Annotated in this window: 13 protein-coding genes; 10 read left to right on the top strand and 3 right to left on the bottom strand. The window is 73.0% G+C overall.

From position 1 onward, the window contains the following. Positions 1–31 precede the first annotated feature (31 nt). Positions 32–1,255: a PucR family transcriptional regulator gene (locus tag AH6_RS26290; protein ID WP_067484903.1), complete on the bottom strand. Its 1,224-nt coding sequence runs from the start codon at positions 1,253–1,255 to the stop codon at positions 32–34. A 684-nt stretch (positions 1,256–1,939) separates the two neighbouring features. Between AH6_RS26290 and AH6_RS46750 the strand changes: the two genes are divergently transcribed. The 6 genes from AH6_RS46750 to AH6_RS26260 all read left to right on the top strand — a co-directional run bounded on the left by AH6_RS46750 (position 1,940) and on the right by AH6_RS26260 (position 9,771). Further along, complete coding sequence (locus AH6_RS46750; RefSeq protein ID WP_067484900.1) at positions 1,940–3,667, top strand: fibronectin type III domain-containing protein; 1,728 nt, start codon at positions 1,940–1,942, stop codon at positions 3,665–3,667. A gap of 111 nt (positions 3,668–3,778) precedes the next feature. Next, positions 3,779–4,897, top strand: a complete 1,119-nt coding sequence (locus AH6_RS26280; protein WP_245679476.1) for a DUF6801 domain-containing protein — start codon at positions 3,779–3,781, stop codon at positions 4,895–4,897. Between the two features lie 14 nt (positions 4,898–4,911). Further along, entirely contained in the window at positions 4,912–6,189 is a 1,278-nt protein-coding gene (locus AH6_RS26275; RefSeq protein WP_067484897.1) for a lipase family protein, read from the top strand. Further along, positions 6,186–6,734 (top strand): hypothetical protein, encoded by a 549-nt coding sequence (locus AH6_RS26270; RefSeq protein ID WP_157431729.1) that lies wholly within the window; start codon positions 6,186–6,188, stop codon positions 6,732–6,734. The genes AH6_RS26275 and AH6_RS26270 overlap by 4 nt, the downstream gene beginning before the upstream one ends. 273 nt (positions 6,735–7,007) lie before the next feature. Beyond that, complete coding sequence (locus AH6_RS42785) at positions 7,008–8,303, top strand: helix-turn-helix domain-containing protein (RefSeq protein ID WP_245679472.1); 1,296 nt, start codon at positions 7,008–7,010, stop codon at positions 8,301–8,303. Positions 8,304–8,544: 241 nt separating this feature from the next. After that, positions 8,545–9,771 carry a helix-turn-helix domain-containing protein gene (locus AH6_RS26260; protein WP_067484894.1) on the top strand — a complete coding sequence of 409 codons (1,227 nt, stop codon included), beginning with the start codon at positions 8,545–8,547 and terminating at the stop codon, positions 9,769–9,771. A 21-nt stretch (positions 9,772–9,792) separates the two neighbouring features. Here AH6_RS26260 and AH6_RS26255 read toward each other — a convergent pair whose 3' ends face one another. Next, positions 9,793–10,554, bottom strand: a complete 762-nt coding sequence (locus tag AH6_RS26255) for a TetR/AcrR family transcriptional regulator (protein ID WP_067484891.1) — start codon at positions 10,552–10,554, stop codon at positions 9,793–9,795. A gap of 173 nt (positions 10,555–10,727) precedes the next feature. Here AH6_RS26255 and AH6_RS26250 point away from each other — a divergent pair, with 173 nt between their 5' ends. Beyond that, positions 10,728–12,326 carry an AMP-binding protein gene (locus AH6_RS26250; RefSeq protein ID WP_067484888.1) on the top strand — a complete coding sequence of 533 codons (1,599 nt, stop codon included), beginning with the start codon at positions 10,728–10,730 and terminating at the stop codon, positions 12,324–12,326. A 12-nt stretch (positions 12,327–12,338) separates the two neighbouring features. Here the strand turns inward: AH6_RS26250 and AH6_RS26245 are convergent, their stop codons facing one another. Continuing rightward, a complete protein-coding gene (locus tag AH6_RS26245; RefSeq protein ID WP_245679471.1) occupies positions 12,339–12,734 on the bottom strand; it encodes an ATP-binding protein in 396 nt (131 codons plus the stop codon). Positions 12,735–12,953: 219 nt separating this feature from the next. Between AH6_RS26245 and AH6_RS26240 the strand changes: the two genes are divergently transcribed. The 3 genes from AH6_RS26240 to AH6_RS26235 all read left to right on the top strand — a co-directional run bounded on the left by AH6_RS26240 (position 12,954) and on the right by AH6_RS26235 (position 15,170). Continuing rightward, complete coding sequence (locus AH6_RS26240) at positions 12,954–13,781, top strand: helix-turn-helix domain-containing protein (protein ID WP_067484881.1); 828 nt, start codon at positions 12,954–12,956, stop codon at positions 13,779–13,781. Positions 13,782–13,785: 4 nt separating this feature from the next. Continuing rightward, a complete protein-coding gene (locus tag AH6_RS42780) occupies positions 13,786–13,962 on the top strand; it encodes a DUF397 domain-containing protein (protein ID WP_083983473.1) in 177 nt (58 codons plus the stop codon). A gap of 230 nt (positions 13,963–14,192) precedes the next feature. Further along, positions 14,193–15,170, top strand: coding sequence for a hypothetical protein (locus AH6_RS26235; RefSeq protein WP_067484878.1), 978 nt, complete (start codon positions 14,193–14,195; stop codon positions 15,168–15,170). The last annotated feature ends 453 nt before the right edge of the window (positions 15,171–15,623 follow it).

Here is a 15,623-nt window from a genome sequence, read left to right as displayed (position 1 = left end):
CCGGACCCGCCGTCCGGGACCGGAGCGATGCTCAGTTATCGACGCTTTCCCGCAATTCCATCGCGCGCAGCACGACCTCGATGCCGAACCGCGCCTCCGGGTCCTCCAGCCGGTCGCCCAGCACCTGCTCGATCTTGCGCATCCGGTACCGCACCGTCTGCGGGTGGATGTGCAGCAGCTTGGCGATCTCGGCGGCGGTGCCCCGGGTGACCAGCCAGGTCCGCAACGTCTCCACCAGCCGCTCGCGCTGGCCCTCGGTCATCGAATCCAGCATGCCGAGCTGGCGGCGGGCGAGCTGGTCCAGCAGGCCCGGGTCGGCCATCAGCCACAACGTGACCAGGTGGTCGGCGCAGTCCAGCACCGGCCCGCCGTCCAGCACGCCCTCGGTGACCAGCGCCAGCCCCCGCCGCGCCCAGCGCAACGAGTCGGCGGCCTGCGCCAGCGGCACGGTCAGCCCGGCGGCGGCCCCGCCGCCGGGGAAGGCCGCCGCCAGCATCGTGCGGCGGCCCGGCGTCAGCGGGCCCGGCACCAGCAGGTGCGGCTCGCCGTCGCCGAACTCGGCCAGCAGGTCGCGGTCCAGCGCGCCGCGCACGCACCGCGCGCCCGGCCGCAGCGCCACCAGCGTCGCCTCGCGCGGCACCGGCCAGCACGCCGCCTCGGCCAGCTCCATCAGGACCGGGCCCGGGGCGGCCGACAGGCCCGACAACACCAGCCGCAGCAGCTCGCGGCGGCGCTCGTCCAGCGGGGCGACGGGGGTGGCGCGCGCCTCCAGGTAGCCGTCCAGCGACAGCGCCGCCAGCTCGTCCAGGAACACGAACAGCGCGTCGGCCAGCCGCGACATGATCGCCGACGAGACGTCGTAGCGCGGCGCGACCTTCATGATCCGCCGCCAGGCCACCTGCCCGCCGATCCGGTAGGCCGCCTGCAGGGTGTCCAGGCTGCGGCCTTCGCGGGCCTCGTAGCGGCCGAGCCGCCGCGCGCCGTCGGCGTGCGCGCCGCCCGGCAGCGGCGCGCCCGCCGCGATCCGGTCCACGAACGCGCCGAGCGCCGTGCGCACCGCCGCGCGCAGCACCTGCCCGTAGGGGCTGTCGGCGGGCCGCGCGTACTCGGGGATGGCGCGGCGGATCTCGGCGACGATCTCGTCGGTGAGGCCGGGCAGCTCCGGCCGCATGATCTGGGCGAGCCGGCGCGGCAGCGGATGCGCGGGCTGCCAGGTGGGTTCCGCCAGGCCGCCCGGTTCGAGCGTCTGCTTCATGGGGCACCTCCTCGACCGCCGCGTGCGCGGCGGGTGCACCGGCGGGCCGGGGGCGGCCCGCACGGTCGCTCTTGCACCGCGGCGGGGGGTGGGACGCGCCGAGCGGGGACCCCCGCGCGCCTGGCCCACCGCGGTCCAGGACATCTCGAAGGGTGACAGAGGCCACTGCGCCGCACCGTACGCGAAAAGCACAAAGCGGCCCGCCGCGTGCTCACCGGCCGACAAGTCCGCCCGGCTCGGCGGTGAACCCGTCGCCGGGTGATGAAAACCGGCCGCGAATTGTTGCCCGACGCAGAAAACTGGGGCCGCGTAAAAGGCGTCCGCGCCCGGTACCCACCTGCCGCGATTGCCGGGCCGTGATAGTGCGCGCGCCTTTATCGCTCACTACTCATGAAATTTCCGGGGTCGCCGGAGAATGTATGGACTTGGCGTTCCGGGCCGGATAGTTTCCGCCTGGCAAGCCCCCGAAAGCCCCGGCAGAGCAGGCCGAAGAACCGGCCGGCACGACGTCGGCCAGGGAACTCTTCGGCCGACTCGGCCTCTTGATCCACGGAGTTCCCGGCTCGGCGCCCGTCACGGCCCGAGCCATTCCCACCCCGTACCAGGGCCGCCTTTTGGAGGTGAACGACCCCCGGGGGCGAGTGAGTTCCAGCCCGTACTGCTTCGTAACACGAGAGGTAACGAGTGAACGAGAACAGAAGGTCCGCCCGCAACGCGGCCACGGTCGCGGCCGTGGCGGCGGCGGTGCTGGGCGGCGGCCTGGTGTCGGCCGTGCCGGCGATGGCCGTGCCCGTCGAGAAGACCATCGAGTACGAGTGCAAGTTCCCGCTGGTGCAGGAGCAGCGCATCGTCGCCAAGATCAAGACCGACATCCCGGACCGCATCAAGGTCAACACCTTCACCCCGAAGATCGAGGTGTCGGTCTCGGCGCGGGCCAACGCCGACATCACCGCCGGCCTGAACATGGTCGGCGCGACGCACCTGAAGGGCACCGCCTCGGCGGCGGCCGTGGTGAAGTCCGCGCAGGGCAACCTGAACCTGAAGGTGCCGATCGTCCTGCCCGACACCAAGGTGCCGGCCGAGGGCGAGTTCGACATCCCCGGTAGCGGCGCGGCCCCGGCCATCAAGTTCCAGAAGGCCGGTCCCGGCCAGATCGACCTGGGCGACATGACGATGGCCGTCACCACGACCGACGACGACGGCAACCCGGTGGAGATCCCCGACGAGCCCGACGGCACGTCGATGAAGAACATCCAGTGCAAGAACCTGACCGCCGACAAGACGCTGGCCAAGTTCGTGGTCGAGGACGGCGACACCAACCCGGGCAACAACCCGCCCACCGCGCCGACCGACGTGAAGGGCACCGCCACCGAGAACTCGGCGACGGTGACCTGGACCGCCTCCACCGACCAGGACGGTGACCTGGCCGGCTACGAGGTCTACGACAAGAACGGCGCCAAGGTCGCCGACAGCGCCACCACCTCGGCGACGATCTCCGGCCTGACCGCCAACACGGCCTACACCTACACGGTCAAGGCCAAGGACGCCAAGGGCAACTACTCGGCGGCGTCCGCGCCGGTCACCGTCACCACCACCGGTGGCGGCGGCGGCGAGGACACCACCCCGCCCACCGACCCGGCCAACGTCACCGGCACCGCCACCAAGGACAGCGTGACGCTCGACTGGGACGACTCGACCGACGAGGGCTCCGGCGTGGCCGGGTACGACGTCACCGGCGGGCCCGCACCCGTGTCGGTGACCGAGTCCGCCGCCACCGTCGGCGGGCTGACCGCCAACACCGAGTACACCTTCGCGGTGACCGCCAAGGACAACAAGGGCAACAAGTCCAAGGCGACCACCTACAAGATCAAGACCAAGGCGGACGACGGCGGCGGCACCGTCGTCGACTACGGCTTCACGCTCAAGGGCTCGACGTTCGTCAAGGCCCCCAACGGCACCGCCCCGCTGACCGGCGGGATCGACGCCAAGCTGAAGCTGTCCACCGGCGAGTTCACCGCCGACCTGGTGCTGAACCCGACCAAGGGCGACTTCAAGATCCTGGGCTTCCTGCCCGTGCAGGCCGGGATCGTGCTGGAGCCGCAGGGCAAGACCACCGGCACGCTGAAGAACGGCCAGCTGATCGCCGACTCCAAGGTCGTCACCAAGCTGCCGTCCTTCACCCTGTTCGGCATCCCGCTGGGCGGCGGCGAGAACTGCAAGACCGTCAAGCCGTCCGACATCCGCCTGACCTCCGAGGGCAAGTTCGAGCCGCTGAAGGGCGGCAAGCTCAAGGGCACCTACGAGCTGTCGGAGATCAAGGACTGCAACCTGCTCACCCCGATCCTGAGCATCTTCACCGCGGGCAAGGGCAACACCATCGACCTGGACCTGACGCCCAAGCCGCGCACCTGACGCGCCTTCGGCGACCGGATCCCGGTCACCCGTCCGGCCCCCGCCGCCCGCGCGCGGCGGGGGCCGTTCCCCCTCACCAGCCCGCCCCCTGAGAGGTGGCAATTGAAAGCCGTGACCATGCTGGCCGCCGCCGGCCTGGCGCTGCCGGGCGTCGCGGTGGCCGCGCCGCCTGCGGCAGCGTCGCCCCTCCGGGCGGCCAAGCCGGTGTCGTTGTCGTTGAAGTACCAGTGCCAGTTCCCCCTGCTCGGCGCGCAACCGGTGACGGTGCGGATGAGCTCCGACATCCCCGACACCGCCGAGCCCGGCAAGCCGCTGCCGCCGATCCTGGTGGACACCGTCTCGGCCGTGGGCGCCAAGTCGGTGCAGGGCCTGAACGTCGTCGGCGCGGCCACCCTCGAAGGCACCGCGTCGGCCGCCGTGACCGTCACCTACCCGCAGGGCGAGCTGAAGCTGAAGATCCCGGCCGTCCTGGACAAGACCTCGCTGCCCGCCTCCGGCGAGGTCGAGGTCAAGGCGCGCGGCCAGGCCCCCGCCATCCGCTTCACCAAGGCGGGCAAGGCGCAGATCCTGGTCAACGACCTGCTCCTCACCCTCACCCCGCGCCTGGGCGACGGCACGCTCACCGGCCTCGACACCTTCGAGTCCGAGTGCGCGCAGGAGCCAGGCCAGGACAACAAGCTCGCGGAGATCACCATCGGCGGCGGCACCGGCGGCGGCACGTACGCCTACGGCGTCACGGGCACCACCACCGTCAAGGCGGGCAACGGCACCGCCCCGCTGACCGGCGGCCTGGACGCGACCACGGACGAGACGGGCGCGTTCACCGGCACGCTGGCGCTCAACCCCACCAAGGCCGACCTCAAGCTGCTCGGCTTCCTGCCCGTCCAGGCCGGGATCGCCCTCGCTCCGCAACGGCCGCTCGCCGGGAGCCTCACCGGCGGCGCGCTGAAGCTGGAGCCCGTCCCCGTCACCACCAAGGTCTCGTCGTTCACGCTGTTCGGCATCCCGCTGGGCGGCGGCGACACCTGCACCACCGAGAAGCCGTCCGAGGTCGCGCTGACCGCCGACGGCACCTTCGACCCGGCCAAGGGCGGCACGCTCAAGGGCACCTACGACCTGGCGGCCCTCACCGGCTGCGGCGTCCTGAACGGCGTGGTCAGCAGCGCGTTCGCCGGACCCGGCAACACCCTCGCGCTCCAGCTCGCCCCCAAACCCGCGACCGGCCAGTGAAGGAGGTTCGACCGATGTTCGGAAAGTTCCCCCGGTCCGGCCGGGCCCTCGTTCCGGTGGCCGCAGCCCTCGCGCTCTGCGGATGGGCCGCCACGGCGCCGGTCGCGACGGCCGCGCCGCGCGCCGCGACGCAGGCCGCCTCGCAGGCCGCGGTCGTGACGGCCGCGCCCGGCGACCCCGGGCCGCCCGGCGACGACTTCTACGTGCCGCCGAGTCCGCTGCCCGACGGCAAGCCCGGCGACGTGCTCCGCTGGCGTCCCGCCAAGGCCGGGCCGCCCGGCGCGCGCGCCCTCGCCGACGCGTGGCAGGTCATGTACCTGTCCACCACCGCGCTCGGCGAGCGCAACGCCGTCACCGGCACGGTCCTGGTGCCCAAGGGCGCGGACCCGGCCACCGCCCCGATCGTCGGGTTCGGGCCCGGCACCAGCGGCCCGGCGTTCCGGTGCGCGCCGTCGAAGTTCATCGACCAGGGCGCGTTCTACGAGCAGGCCGCGCTGAACGGCATGCTCAAGGCCGGGTACGCCGTCGCGGTCACCGACTACGAGGGCTACAAGCCCACGCCCAAGACGACCTACATGTCCGGCAAGGCGATGGGCCCCGCGCTGATGGACGGCGTGCGCGCCGCGCAACGCCTGCCCGCCGCCAAGCTGTCGCCGGACGCACCGGTGGTGTTCCGCGGCTACTCCCAGGGCGGCGGCGCGGCGATGTGGGCCGGGCAGCTCCAGCCCGAGTACGCGCCCGAGCTGAAGCTGACGGCCGTGGTCGGCGGCGGCGTCCCGGCCGACCTGACGCTGGTGTCGCTGCCGCTGAACGGCAAGCTCGGCTTCGGGTTCCTGGCCTACGCCCTCATCGGCCTGGACAACGCCTACCCCGACCTCAAGCTCGACTCCTACTTCAACGACGCCGGACGCGCCGCCTTCGCCGCGATGCAGAAGGACACCTGCACGCTGGAGCTGATCACCGAGTACCAGGGCAAGCGCACCACCGACTACCTCACCAAGTCGCCGTTCCTGGACAAGCCGTGGCTGGCCCGCGTCGCCGAGAACAAGCTCGGCGGCACCGCCATCAAGGTGCCGGTGTTCCACTACCACGGCACCGAGGACGACATCGTCGCCTTCCCCCAGGACAAGGCGCTGCGCGACAAGTACTGCGCGCTGGGCGTCTCCGACACCTGGAAGACCTACCCTGTCGGCCACATCACCGGCGTCGCCCGCGGCAACGCCGACGCGCTGGCCTTCATCGCCGACCGCCTCGCCGGCAAGCCGGCCACCCCCAACTGCGAGGAGACATGACCGTGAAACGCCTCATCATCGCCCTGGCGCTGGCCGGGACGGCCGCCGGAACGCTCGCCGGGTGCGGCGGGGACGACAAGAAGGACGCCGCCAAGGGCCCCGAGGTCGCCTGGGCGACCAAGGTGTGCGGCGCGGTGGACCAGAGCGCCGCCCGGGTCGCGCTGCCGTCCACCAGCAGCGACCCCAAGCAGTACCGCAGGAACGTGGTGACGTTCCTCGGCGACGTCTCCACCCGCCTCAAGTCGATGGAGGCCAGCCTCCAGAGCGCCGGGTCGCCGCCGGTGTCGGGCGGCCAGGGCTCGGTGGACCAGGCCCTCGCCAAGCTGCGCACCACCCGCGCCTCCGTCGAGCAGGCCCGCGCGCGCCTCGCCAAGGTGCAGATCACCGACCAGCGCTCGCTCCAGCGCGAGATGCAGAAGTTGTCGAAGGTGATGGTCACCTCCGCCACCTACCGGGGCCCGAAGGAGGACCTGCGGGCCAACCCGGCGCTGACCAAGGCGTTCGACAACGCCGACAACTGCAAGACCGCGCCCGCGAAGCCCTGACCTCGCGCACTCCGCCGACCACCCGCCCGCCGCGCAGGATCTCCTCTCCTGCGCGGCGGGCGGGCCTTTTTGCGTAATGGTGCGCGAGGAACCCGCCGAGCGGCCGTGGGTCGATCCGGCATCGCTGAGCTGGGAGAACGTCATTCTAGAAATGGCGATTGTCATCCGGCTGGACAGTTTCCGGCGGAACGTATTTGCCTGGCCACAATCGGGGGACGGCCCGAATGGGCAATCCTTGAATCGTCGAATCCGATGGCCAGGGGGTGTGCGGAAATGACCGCATCATTGGACGAGCGCGCGTTCACTGCGATTTCCGGCCGGGCCGGTGAAGTGCTCAGAACGGCGCTGGACGGCCTGCCCGGTCCGGAGGCGCGGCGGCTCGGCGGCCTGCTCGCCGACCCGGGCTCCGGCCGGGAGCGGCTGATGGCGCATTACCGGACGGCGGGCCGGGACCTGACCCGCGACGGGCACGAGCCCGCCGCCGCGCACCGCGCCCTGCGGGAGGCGGCGCTGACGGCCTGGCACACCGTCACCGACCTGCTGGACACGCTGGACCTGGACCACGGCACGCTGCGGCTGGTGGTCGAGGCCCAGTTCGGCTACCTGGAGGCCGTCACCGAGGCGGTCGCCGAGGGGTGCCGGGACGCGACACGCGAGTCCGCCGAGAACCTGCGGCGGCAGCGCGCCCGCCTGCTGGCGCTGCTGCTGGCCGAACCGCCCGCCGACCCGACCGTGCTGGGCCCGCTCGCGGCGGCGGCGGGCTGGCCGATCCCGCGCCGGGTGGCGGCCGTAGCGCTGTGCCGCCGGGACGCGGGGCAGGCCGCCCGCCGCCCCGGCTCACACCGCCGCACGAACAGCGCAAGCAACGCGGGCAACGCAGGCAACGCGCGCAGTGCTGCGGCCAACGCAGGCAACACGGGCAGCGCGGCTAGCGCCGAAAAAGCCGCGCCGCACGCCGTCGCCACGCAGTGCCCCATCCCCCTGGAAGCACCCGACGGCGCACTCGTGGACTTCTCCATGCCCGAACCCGCCCTCCTGCTGCCCGATCCCGGCCCGAGCGCGGGCGGCGACGCGGTGGCCGACGCGTTGAAGCCCCTGGTCCGCGACTGGACGGTCGCCGTCGGCCCGCCCGTGCCCGCCGCGCGCGCCGCCGAGTCCCTGCGCTGGGCGCGCGACACCCTGACGCTGGCGCGGCGCGGCCTCATCGACGACACCGGCCTGATCTGCGGCGCCGAGCACCTCCCGGCCCTGGTGGTGTTCCGTGCGGGCGAGCTGATCGAGGACGCCGCGCAGACCCGGCTGGCCCCGCTGCGCGCGTTGTCCCCGGCGCAGCGCGACCGGCTCACCCGGACGTTGCGGGTGCTGCTGGAGCACAACTTCAACGCCGTTCAGGCGGGCCGGCGGTTGCGGCTGCACCCGCAGACCGTGCGCTACCGGCTGCGGCAGTTGCAGGCCCTGTTCGGCGACGACCTGCGCGATCCCCGCCGCTGCCTGGAACTGGAACTGATCCTGCGCGCGGGCCCGGACCAGCGGGACACCGGGGGCGCACCGGGATCGCCCGTTCCATAATTGGACTGCCAGTCTCATAAGAAAGGGCGCCCTTTTCTGCTTTTCCCGGCCGTCCAGAGCCTCTTTGAATCTTCCTCAAATACGGTCTGAGCTGCGCCTTTCTCACATGCTTGTCAGCATGCCTCGGGCACCCCGGAGGAACTTGCTCAACTCTGTGACAATCATCGACCGGCGCGCGTGCTGCATCCTTGTGGGACTCACGGTTTCACAGCGGTCTGCACCGTTCATGGGGAGTCGTCCGATGAAACAGCCCGACCCGGACCCGCGCCCGTTCGAGGCCATCCCGCCCGACCTGATGCGGCGGATGCGCCCGCTCGTCGGCGCCGCCGCCGACGACCTGCTGGCCGAGCTGACCGGCGGCACGCCGGACACCGGCGACGCGTCCGCCGGCGAGCTGCGCGCCGCCATCGTCGACGGGCTCCGGCACTTCTACGACCTGGCCGAGCGCCCGCGCACCGCCTGGCCCGCCATCGCCGCCGCCTACCGCGAGGTCGGCCGCCGCATGGCGGTGCGCGGCCGCGACCCCGAGGAGATGCACAGCGCGCTGCGCCGCTCCGCGCAGGCCATCTGGCGCACCCTGACCGCGCTGGCCGAGACGCTGGAGGTGGACCGGGCCACGCTCGGCCGCATCGCCGAGGCGCAGTTCGGCTTCCTCGACGCGGTCGCCGCGCAGGTCGCGCACGGCTACGACACCGAGATCGCGGGCAGCGACGAGGCGGTGCGCCGCCACCGCACGCGCCTGCTCCAGACGTTGCTGAACGGCGGCCCCGCCCTCACCGACCAGTCCCTCGCCGACGCCGCCCGCGCCGCCGGGTGGCGGCCGCCGCGCACCCTGGCGGCGGTGGCACTGGCCCCCAAACCCGGCGCGTCCCCGCAACCGGCGGCCCTGTCGCCCGCGCTGCCGCCCGACGTCCTGGTGGACCTCGCCCGCACCGAGCCCTGCCTGCTGCTGCCCGACCCCGACGGCCCCGGCCGCTCCCGGCTGCTGGAGGCCCTGCTGCGGGACTGGACGGTGGTGCTCGGCCCGACGGTGCCGCCCGCCCAGGCCGCCGAGTCGTTGCGCTGGGCCCGCCAGGCGCTGGCGCTCACCCGGCGCGGCCGCATCCCCGACCGGGGCGTGGTGCGCTGCATGGACCACGTCCCCACCCTGGTGATCTTCCTGGCCGAGGACCTCATCGAGCGCGCCGCCGCGTCCCGGCTGGCCCCGCTGCGCGCGTTGTCGCCGGTGCAGGCCGAGCGTCTCACCGAGACGCTGCTGTCGCTGCTGGAGAACAACTTCAACGCCACCGAGGCGGGCAGCGACCTGCACGTCCACCCGCAGACCGTCCGCTACCGGCTGCGGCACCTGGAGGAGCTGTTCGGCGCCGACCTCCAGGACCCGCGCCGCTGCCTGGAGCTGGAGATGATCCTGCGGGCCCGGCAGGCGGGCACGGCCGACGACCGCGCCCCGCTGACGACCCCGGCCTGACCGGACTTCCGGCACGGGTCCTCAGCCCGGCGCGCCCTCCTCGAAGACCAGGAACTTGGCGAGCCCGGCCAGCGCCCGCCGGTCGAACGACCCCGTCACCGTCCGCACCATCGCGCCGAACGCCGAGTCCGGCGGCTCGACCTCCATCAGCCACGCCACCCGCTCGGCGATCCCCGCGTCCTGTGTCGCCGCGCCCGCCAGCATCACCGCGAGCTGGGTGGACAGCAGCGCCTCCAGCGTCGGGCGGTCGGGCTCGCCGGTCCGCAACCAGCGGATGCCGGTCCACTCCACCCCGGCGATCCACGCCTGCACGGTCGTGCGCAGCACCGGGCCCGGCTCGTCGACCTCCATCACCCGGTAGGTCATCGCGGCGATCCGGTCGCGCACGTGCCGGGCGGCGGCCAGCGCCGCGTCCGGGGCCCGCGCCGCGCCGCCGCCGAGGAACTGGACGTACCCGCCGGAGTACTCCTCCAGGAAGTCCAGGTAGAGGCGGAGCCGCTCGGTCAGCCCCACCGACGGCGGCCGCTCGGCGACGCCGTCCAGCCGCGCGACCAGCTCCGCGCCGACGCGCTGCACCGCGGCCTCGTACAGCTCGCCCTCGCCGTCGAAGTAGCGGTACACCGACGACCGCGAGGTCCCGGCGGCGGCGGCCACGTCGTCCATCGACACCTCGGCGGCCGGGCGGCGGCCGAACAGCGCCACGGCCGCGCTGATGATCTCCTCGCGGCGGCGGTCGGACGGCAGCCGCCGGAAGGAGGGGCGGCGCGGCTCGGCTCCGGGCATGCCCGTCACCCTAGCCCCGCCGCCACGGCCCGTCCCGGCGCCCGCGGCGCACAATTGTCAGGCGGTTGACAAGCCCGCGCCGCGATCCCTGGCCCCGGTCAGCAGTGCCGGGACGCGGCCCGCCCGTAGCGTTCGGCGCACGGCAGGCAACGATCAAGCGGCGGTGACGGCACATGATCGGACCATCGGACCCCGGCGGCGCGTTCCAGCAGGTGGCCCGGACGGGCGCGATGTTCGCCCGCAGCGGCCTGTGGCGGCCCGGCCCGCCCGCGCGGGTCGCGCGGCAGCTCGCGGCGCTGAAGCGCTGGGGCACGCTGCTGGGCGGCACGTGGGCCTCGGCGGCGGCCCGCGACCCCGACCGGCTCGCGCTGGTGGACGAGGAGGGCGCGCTCACCTACGGCCAGGCCGACGCCCGCACCGACCGGCTCGCCCTCGCGCTCGGCCGGTTCGGCCGCACGCCGCGCGTGGCGGTGTTGTGCCGCAACCACCGCGGCATGGTCGAGGCGCTGGTGGCGTGCAGCAAGCGCGGCGCGGACCTCGTCATGCTCAACACCGGGATGAGCGTGGACCAGCTCGTCGCCGTCCTGCGCCAGCAGCACGTGGGCGTGGTGATCGCCGACCCCGAGTTCGCCGCGTTCCTCCAGGCGCTCCCCGAGGGCGTGCACGCCGTCACCACCGGCGCCGCGATGGAGGACCTGATCGCGGGCGCGCCCGCCGCGCGGCTGGTGCCGCCCGACCGGCCCGGCCGCACCATCATGCTGAGCAGCGGCACCACCGGCACGCCCAAGGGCGCCGACCGGCACTCGCGGCCCGGCCTGACGCCGCTGGCGTCGATCCTGTCGCGCATCCCGTTCCAGGTGCACGAGCGGGTGCTGATCGAGGCGCCGCTGTTCCACACCTGGGGCTACGCGATGTTGCAGACGGCGATCTCGCTGCGCGCCACCATCGTCCTGCAACGCCGCTTCGACCCCGAGGCCACGCTGCGCGCCATCGACCAGCAGCGCACGACGGCGCTGGTGGCGGTGCCGGTGATGCTCCAGCGGATGGTGGAGCTGCCGCCGGAGATCCGCGCCAAGCACGACACCGGGACGTTGCGCATCACCGCCGCCAGCGGCTCGGCGCTGCCGGGCGAGCTGGCCACCGCGTTCATGGACGCGTTCGGGGACGTGCTCTACAACCTGTACGGCTCGACCGAGGCGTCCTGGGTGACGATCGCGACCCCCGCCGACCTGCGCGCCCGCCCCGACACCGCCGGGACCGCGCCGCCCGGCACCCGCGTGGCGATCCTGGACGACGCGGGCGAACCGGTGCCGCCCGGCACCACCGGCCGCATCTTCGCCGCCAACCAGCTGCTGTTCGCCGGATACACCAGCGGCGCGGCCAAGGAGATGCGCGACGGCCTGATGAGCCTGGGCGACCTCGGCCACATGGACGAGGCCGGGCGGCTGTTCGTGCACGGCCGCGACGACGACATGGTGGTGTCGGGCGGCGAGAACGTGTTCCCCAGCGCCGTCGAGGAGGTCGTGTTGCGGCTGCCGGAGGTGCGCGAGGCGGCGGTGGTCGGCGTGCCCGACGAGCGGTACGGGCAACGCCTGGCCGCCTACCTGGTCGCCGAGCCCGGCGCGGAGATCGACGCCGAGGCGGTGCGCGCCCACGTCCGCGAGCACCTGGCGCGCTTCGCGGTGCCGCGCGAGGTGTACGTGGTGGCCGAGCTGCCGCGCAACGCGACCGGCAAGGTGGTGCGCCGGGCCCTGCGCCCGCCGGAGCCCTGACCGCGGGGCCGGTCAGGCGGCGGGGATCTCCACCAGGAACCACAGGTGGGTGGCCTTGGCGGACTGCTCCAGCCCCCATTCGGCCGACAGGGCGTCGATGACGGTGAGGCCGCGGCCGTGGTCGCCGCGCCGCCGCAGGTCGGTGTCGAGCCCGGCCGGGCCCTCGTCGCGGACCTCCACCAGGACCTGGCGGCCGTCGGACGAGACCGTGACGCGGATGAGGCCCGAGCCGTGCAGCACCGCGTTGGCGATGGCCTCGGCGGCCATCAGCTCGATGTCGTCGAGCGTCTCGGCGTCGCCGACCACCTTGGCGGCGCGCTCGCGCACGGTGCGGCGCGCGGCCTGCCCCGCCCGCCGGTCGGCGGTCAGCGAGACGGGGTCGCCGAGCCGCTCCATCCCCGGGGTCACCGCGGCCTGCCGCGGCCGGTACCGGCGAAGGGCGGCGCGGCGGACCGCGCGCGTGAGACGGTGTGCGTCGAGCCGAGAGTCACTTGATCACCACATTGAGAGATCCGAGGCGCACCGCAATCATTCACCTCCGGTGAGTGATCGGGCAATGCACTGTGCACTTTGATCTTGACCTTTTGTGGACTCGGTGACCGGGACCGACCACGGGAATGATCCGCCATGGCCACCGTGAGACACCGCCGGCTGGCCCGGGAGCTGCGGCGGCTGCGCGAGGGCGCGGGACTGCGCCCCGCCGCCGTCGCCCGGGACCTGGGCTGGGACCGCTCCAAGATAAGCCGCATCGAGACCGCGCGCACCAAACCCCGCGAAGCCGATGTGGCGGCGCTGCTCGCCATGTACGGCTGCACCGGGCCGCATCGGGACGAACTGCTCGCCCTCGCGCGCGACGCGCGCCGCCGCGACTGGTGGGCGGCCTTCGGCGAGGTGTTCGACGGGACGTTCGTCGCGCTGGAGGACCAGGCGGCCGAGATCTGCTCCTGGCAACCGCAGACGGTGCCGGGCCTGCTCCAGACCGAGGAGTACGCGCGCGCCGTCATCACGGCCGCCCGGGGCTGCGGCCCGGAGGAGGCGCACCGGCACGTCCAGGCGAGGATGGCGCGCCGCCCGCTGCTGGGCAGACCCAGCGGCGCGCCGCACCTGGACGTGGTGCTGGACGAAGCGGTGGTGCGACGCGTCATCGGCGGCCCGGACGTGATGCGCGAGCAACTGTCGGAGCTATGGGCGGCGGCGCACCGCCCGAACGTGACGGTGCGGATCCTGCCGTTCTCGGCGGGCGCGCACGCGGGAGTGGACGGCAGGTTCGTGCTGCTGGGCTTCGCCCACGAGGACGACCCCGACGTGGCGTACATCGAGTCGGCGGCGGGCGATCTGTATCCCGAGTCCGCGGAAGAGGTCACCCGGCTTAGGTTGGCATGGGAACGCCTCCGTGGTGCGGCCCTTTCACCGAAGGACTCGGCGGCGTTCCTGGCGGAGCTGAGCAGGGAGTGAAGGCGTGACACGGTGGAGGAAGTCGAGCCACAGCGGCGGCAGCCAGGACTGCGTGGAAGTGCGGCGCGCAGGCCCCGCCACGCTGACCGTCCGCGACTCGAAGAACCCGCAGGGCCGCATACTCGTGTTGGACACGGACACCTGGCGAAAGCTCACCGCAAAACTGCGCGCCGAACCCTGAAACGGAACGAAGCCCCCAGGGCCGGGTACGGCGGCTCCAGGGGCTTCGTTCTGGCGGCGCGGCAACGCTACCGTGCGCACTAATGTCCGCCGCTACTCAGTCAGGCCCACAAATCCTGCGGGTTCTCCTTCATCGGGGCCGATTATCTGAGGCTCCCGTTATGCGACCATCCGAGATATCAGCCATTTTTCACCTCTGGTCCGTTGCGGACCTCACCCCAGGAGGTGGCCATGCGAGCGGTGGTCCTGGCCTGCGCAGCGCAGGCCGTGTACGTGGTGGCGTTCGTGATGTTCAAGACGGCGGCCCGGGGGATGCCCCCGCTGATAGCCCGCCGCCCCTTCCAGACGGTGGGCCGGATACTGCGCAGCAGGCGGTGGCTGATCGGCTTCGTGATCCTGCTGGCGGGCTTCGCGATGGGCGACCTGGCGCTGCTGTCCCTGCCGCTGGCGACGGCGCTACCGGCGTACGGATTCAGCCTGGTGCTGCTGTTGCTGGCGGGCTCGCACCGCTTCGGCGAACGACTGACGGCACCGGAGTGGGCGGCGACGGTGATAGCGGCGCTGGCGATGGGCCTGATGGCGCTGTCGGTACTGCTGGAGCCGGGCAACGTGCTGCACGACACCCCGCACAGACCACCGGTGGCGGCCGTGCCACCGCTGTGGGAGCTGGCGGTGGTCGTGGTGCCGTCGCTGGTGATCCCGGTGTGGATGTTCTGCGCCCGGGACAGGGTGGTGATGGGCCGCCACGCGCGTCCGTTGACGGGAGTGGCGTACGGGATAGGCGCGGGCGCACTGCTGGGCACGGCAGAGGTGTTCGGCCTGGGCATGGCACTCCTCCCAAAGGAAGATCGAACCGACGTGCTGGGCACCCCCTACCTGGTGCTGTTCCTGCTGGCGGGCGCGTTCGGCCTGGGCCTGATGTCGATCGGCCTGCAACGCTGCCGCCTGATCATCCTGGTGACGGTGGTGACGGTGACGGCGAAGCTGCACATGCTGCTGTCGGCGACGCTGCTGTACGGGGAACCGTGGCCGCATGACTGGATGTTGCTGCTGCTGCGGATGGCGAGCGTGCTGCTGGCGGCAACGGCGGTGGCGGCGTACCCGAGGCACGAGCGGAGAAGGCGGCGTCCTGTGCCGACGCCGGTGGAGCCGGAGAAGCCGTCGGCGTACGTGGGACGACGGCGAAGGAACACGGTCCCAAGCGTGTAGGGGTCGGTGCACCCCGCCCTCAGACCAGCTAGCTCAGCCCCGACTCTGCACCCGATCAACAGCCCTAGCCCCGACTCCGCACCCGAACAACGACCTAAAGCCCAGCGCTCCGCGCCAACCCCAGCGCTCCGCGCCCAACCCCAGCGCTCCGCGCCAAAGGCACGCTCCGCGCCAAAGGCACGCTCCGCGCCAAAGGCACGCTCCGCGTTTGGCGCTCCGCGCAACTACCTCAGCCCGCGCTCCGCGCGTGCCCAACGACACCAGCCCCGCGCCCCGTACCAGACCAACAACCTCAGCCCCCGCGCGAACATGCCCAGCGACCCCGGCCACCGGGGACGGGGGTGCAGGGGGCGGCGCCCCTTGCCAGGGGCTGCGGGGGACAGAGTCCCAGCGCGCGCTTTTGGGCAGGGCAGGCGCGTAGCGCCTTCGATTCGGGGGTTGTAGGGGGCTTGC

The sequence above is a fragment of the Actinomadura hibisca NBRC 15177 genome (assembly GCF_001552635.1).
Classification (GTDB): domain Bacteria; phylum Actinomycetota; class Actinomycetes; order Streptosporangiales; family Streptosporangiaceae; genus Spirillospora; species Spirillospora hibisca.
The sequence above is the reverse complement of the archived record's forward strand: the minus strand, read 5'-3'. Positions and strand labels throughout refer to the sequence as shown.

Excerpts from the sequence above, each read along its gene's own strand:
- AH6_RS26290 (WP_067484903.1), bottom strand. The coding sequence starts at position 1,255 with ATGAAGCAGACGCTCGAACCGGGCGGCCTGGCGGAACCCACCTGGCAG.
- AH6_RS26275 (WP_067484897.1), top strand. The coding sequence starts at position 4,912 with ATGTTCGGAAAGTTCCCCCGGTCCGGCCGGGCCCTCGTTCCGGTGGCC.
- AH6_RS26270 (WP_157431729.1), top strand. The coding sequence starts at position 6,186 with ATGACCGTGAAACGCCTCATCATCGCCCTGGCGCTGGCCGGGACGGCC.
- AH6_RS42785 (WP_245679472.1), top strand. The coding sequence starts at position 7,008 with ATGACCGCATCATTGGACGAGCGCGCGTTCACTGCGATTTCCGGCCGG.
- AH6_RS26260 (WP_067484894.1), top strand. The coding sequence starts at position 8,545 with ATGAAACAGCCCGACCCGGACCCGCGCCCGTTCGAGGCCATCCCGCCC.
- AH6_RS26255 (WP_067484891.1), bottom strand. The coding sequence starts at position 10,554 with ATGCCCGGAGCCGAGCCGCGCCGCCCCTCCTTCCGGCGGCTGCCGTCC.
- AH6_RS26250 (WP_067484888.1), top strand. The coding sequence starts at position 10,728 with ATGATCGGACCATCGGACCCCGGCGGCGCGTTCCAGCAGGTGGCCCGG.
- AH6_RS26240 (WP_067484881.1), top strand. The coding sequence starts at position 12,954 with ATGGCCACCGTGAGACACCGCCGGCTGGCCCGGGAGCTGCGGCGGCTG.
- AH6_RS26235 (WP_067484878.1), top strand. The coding sequence starts at position 14,193 with ATGCGAGCGGTGGTCCTGGCCTGCGCAGCGCAGGCCGTGTACGTGGTG.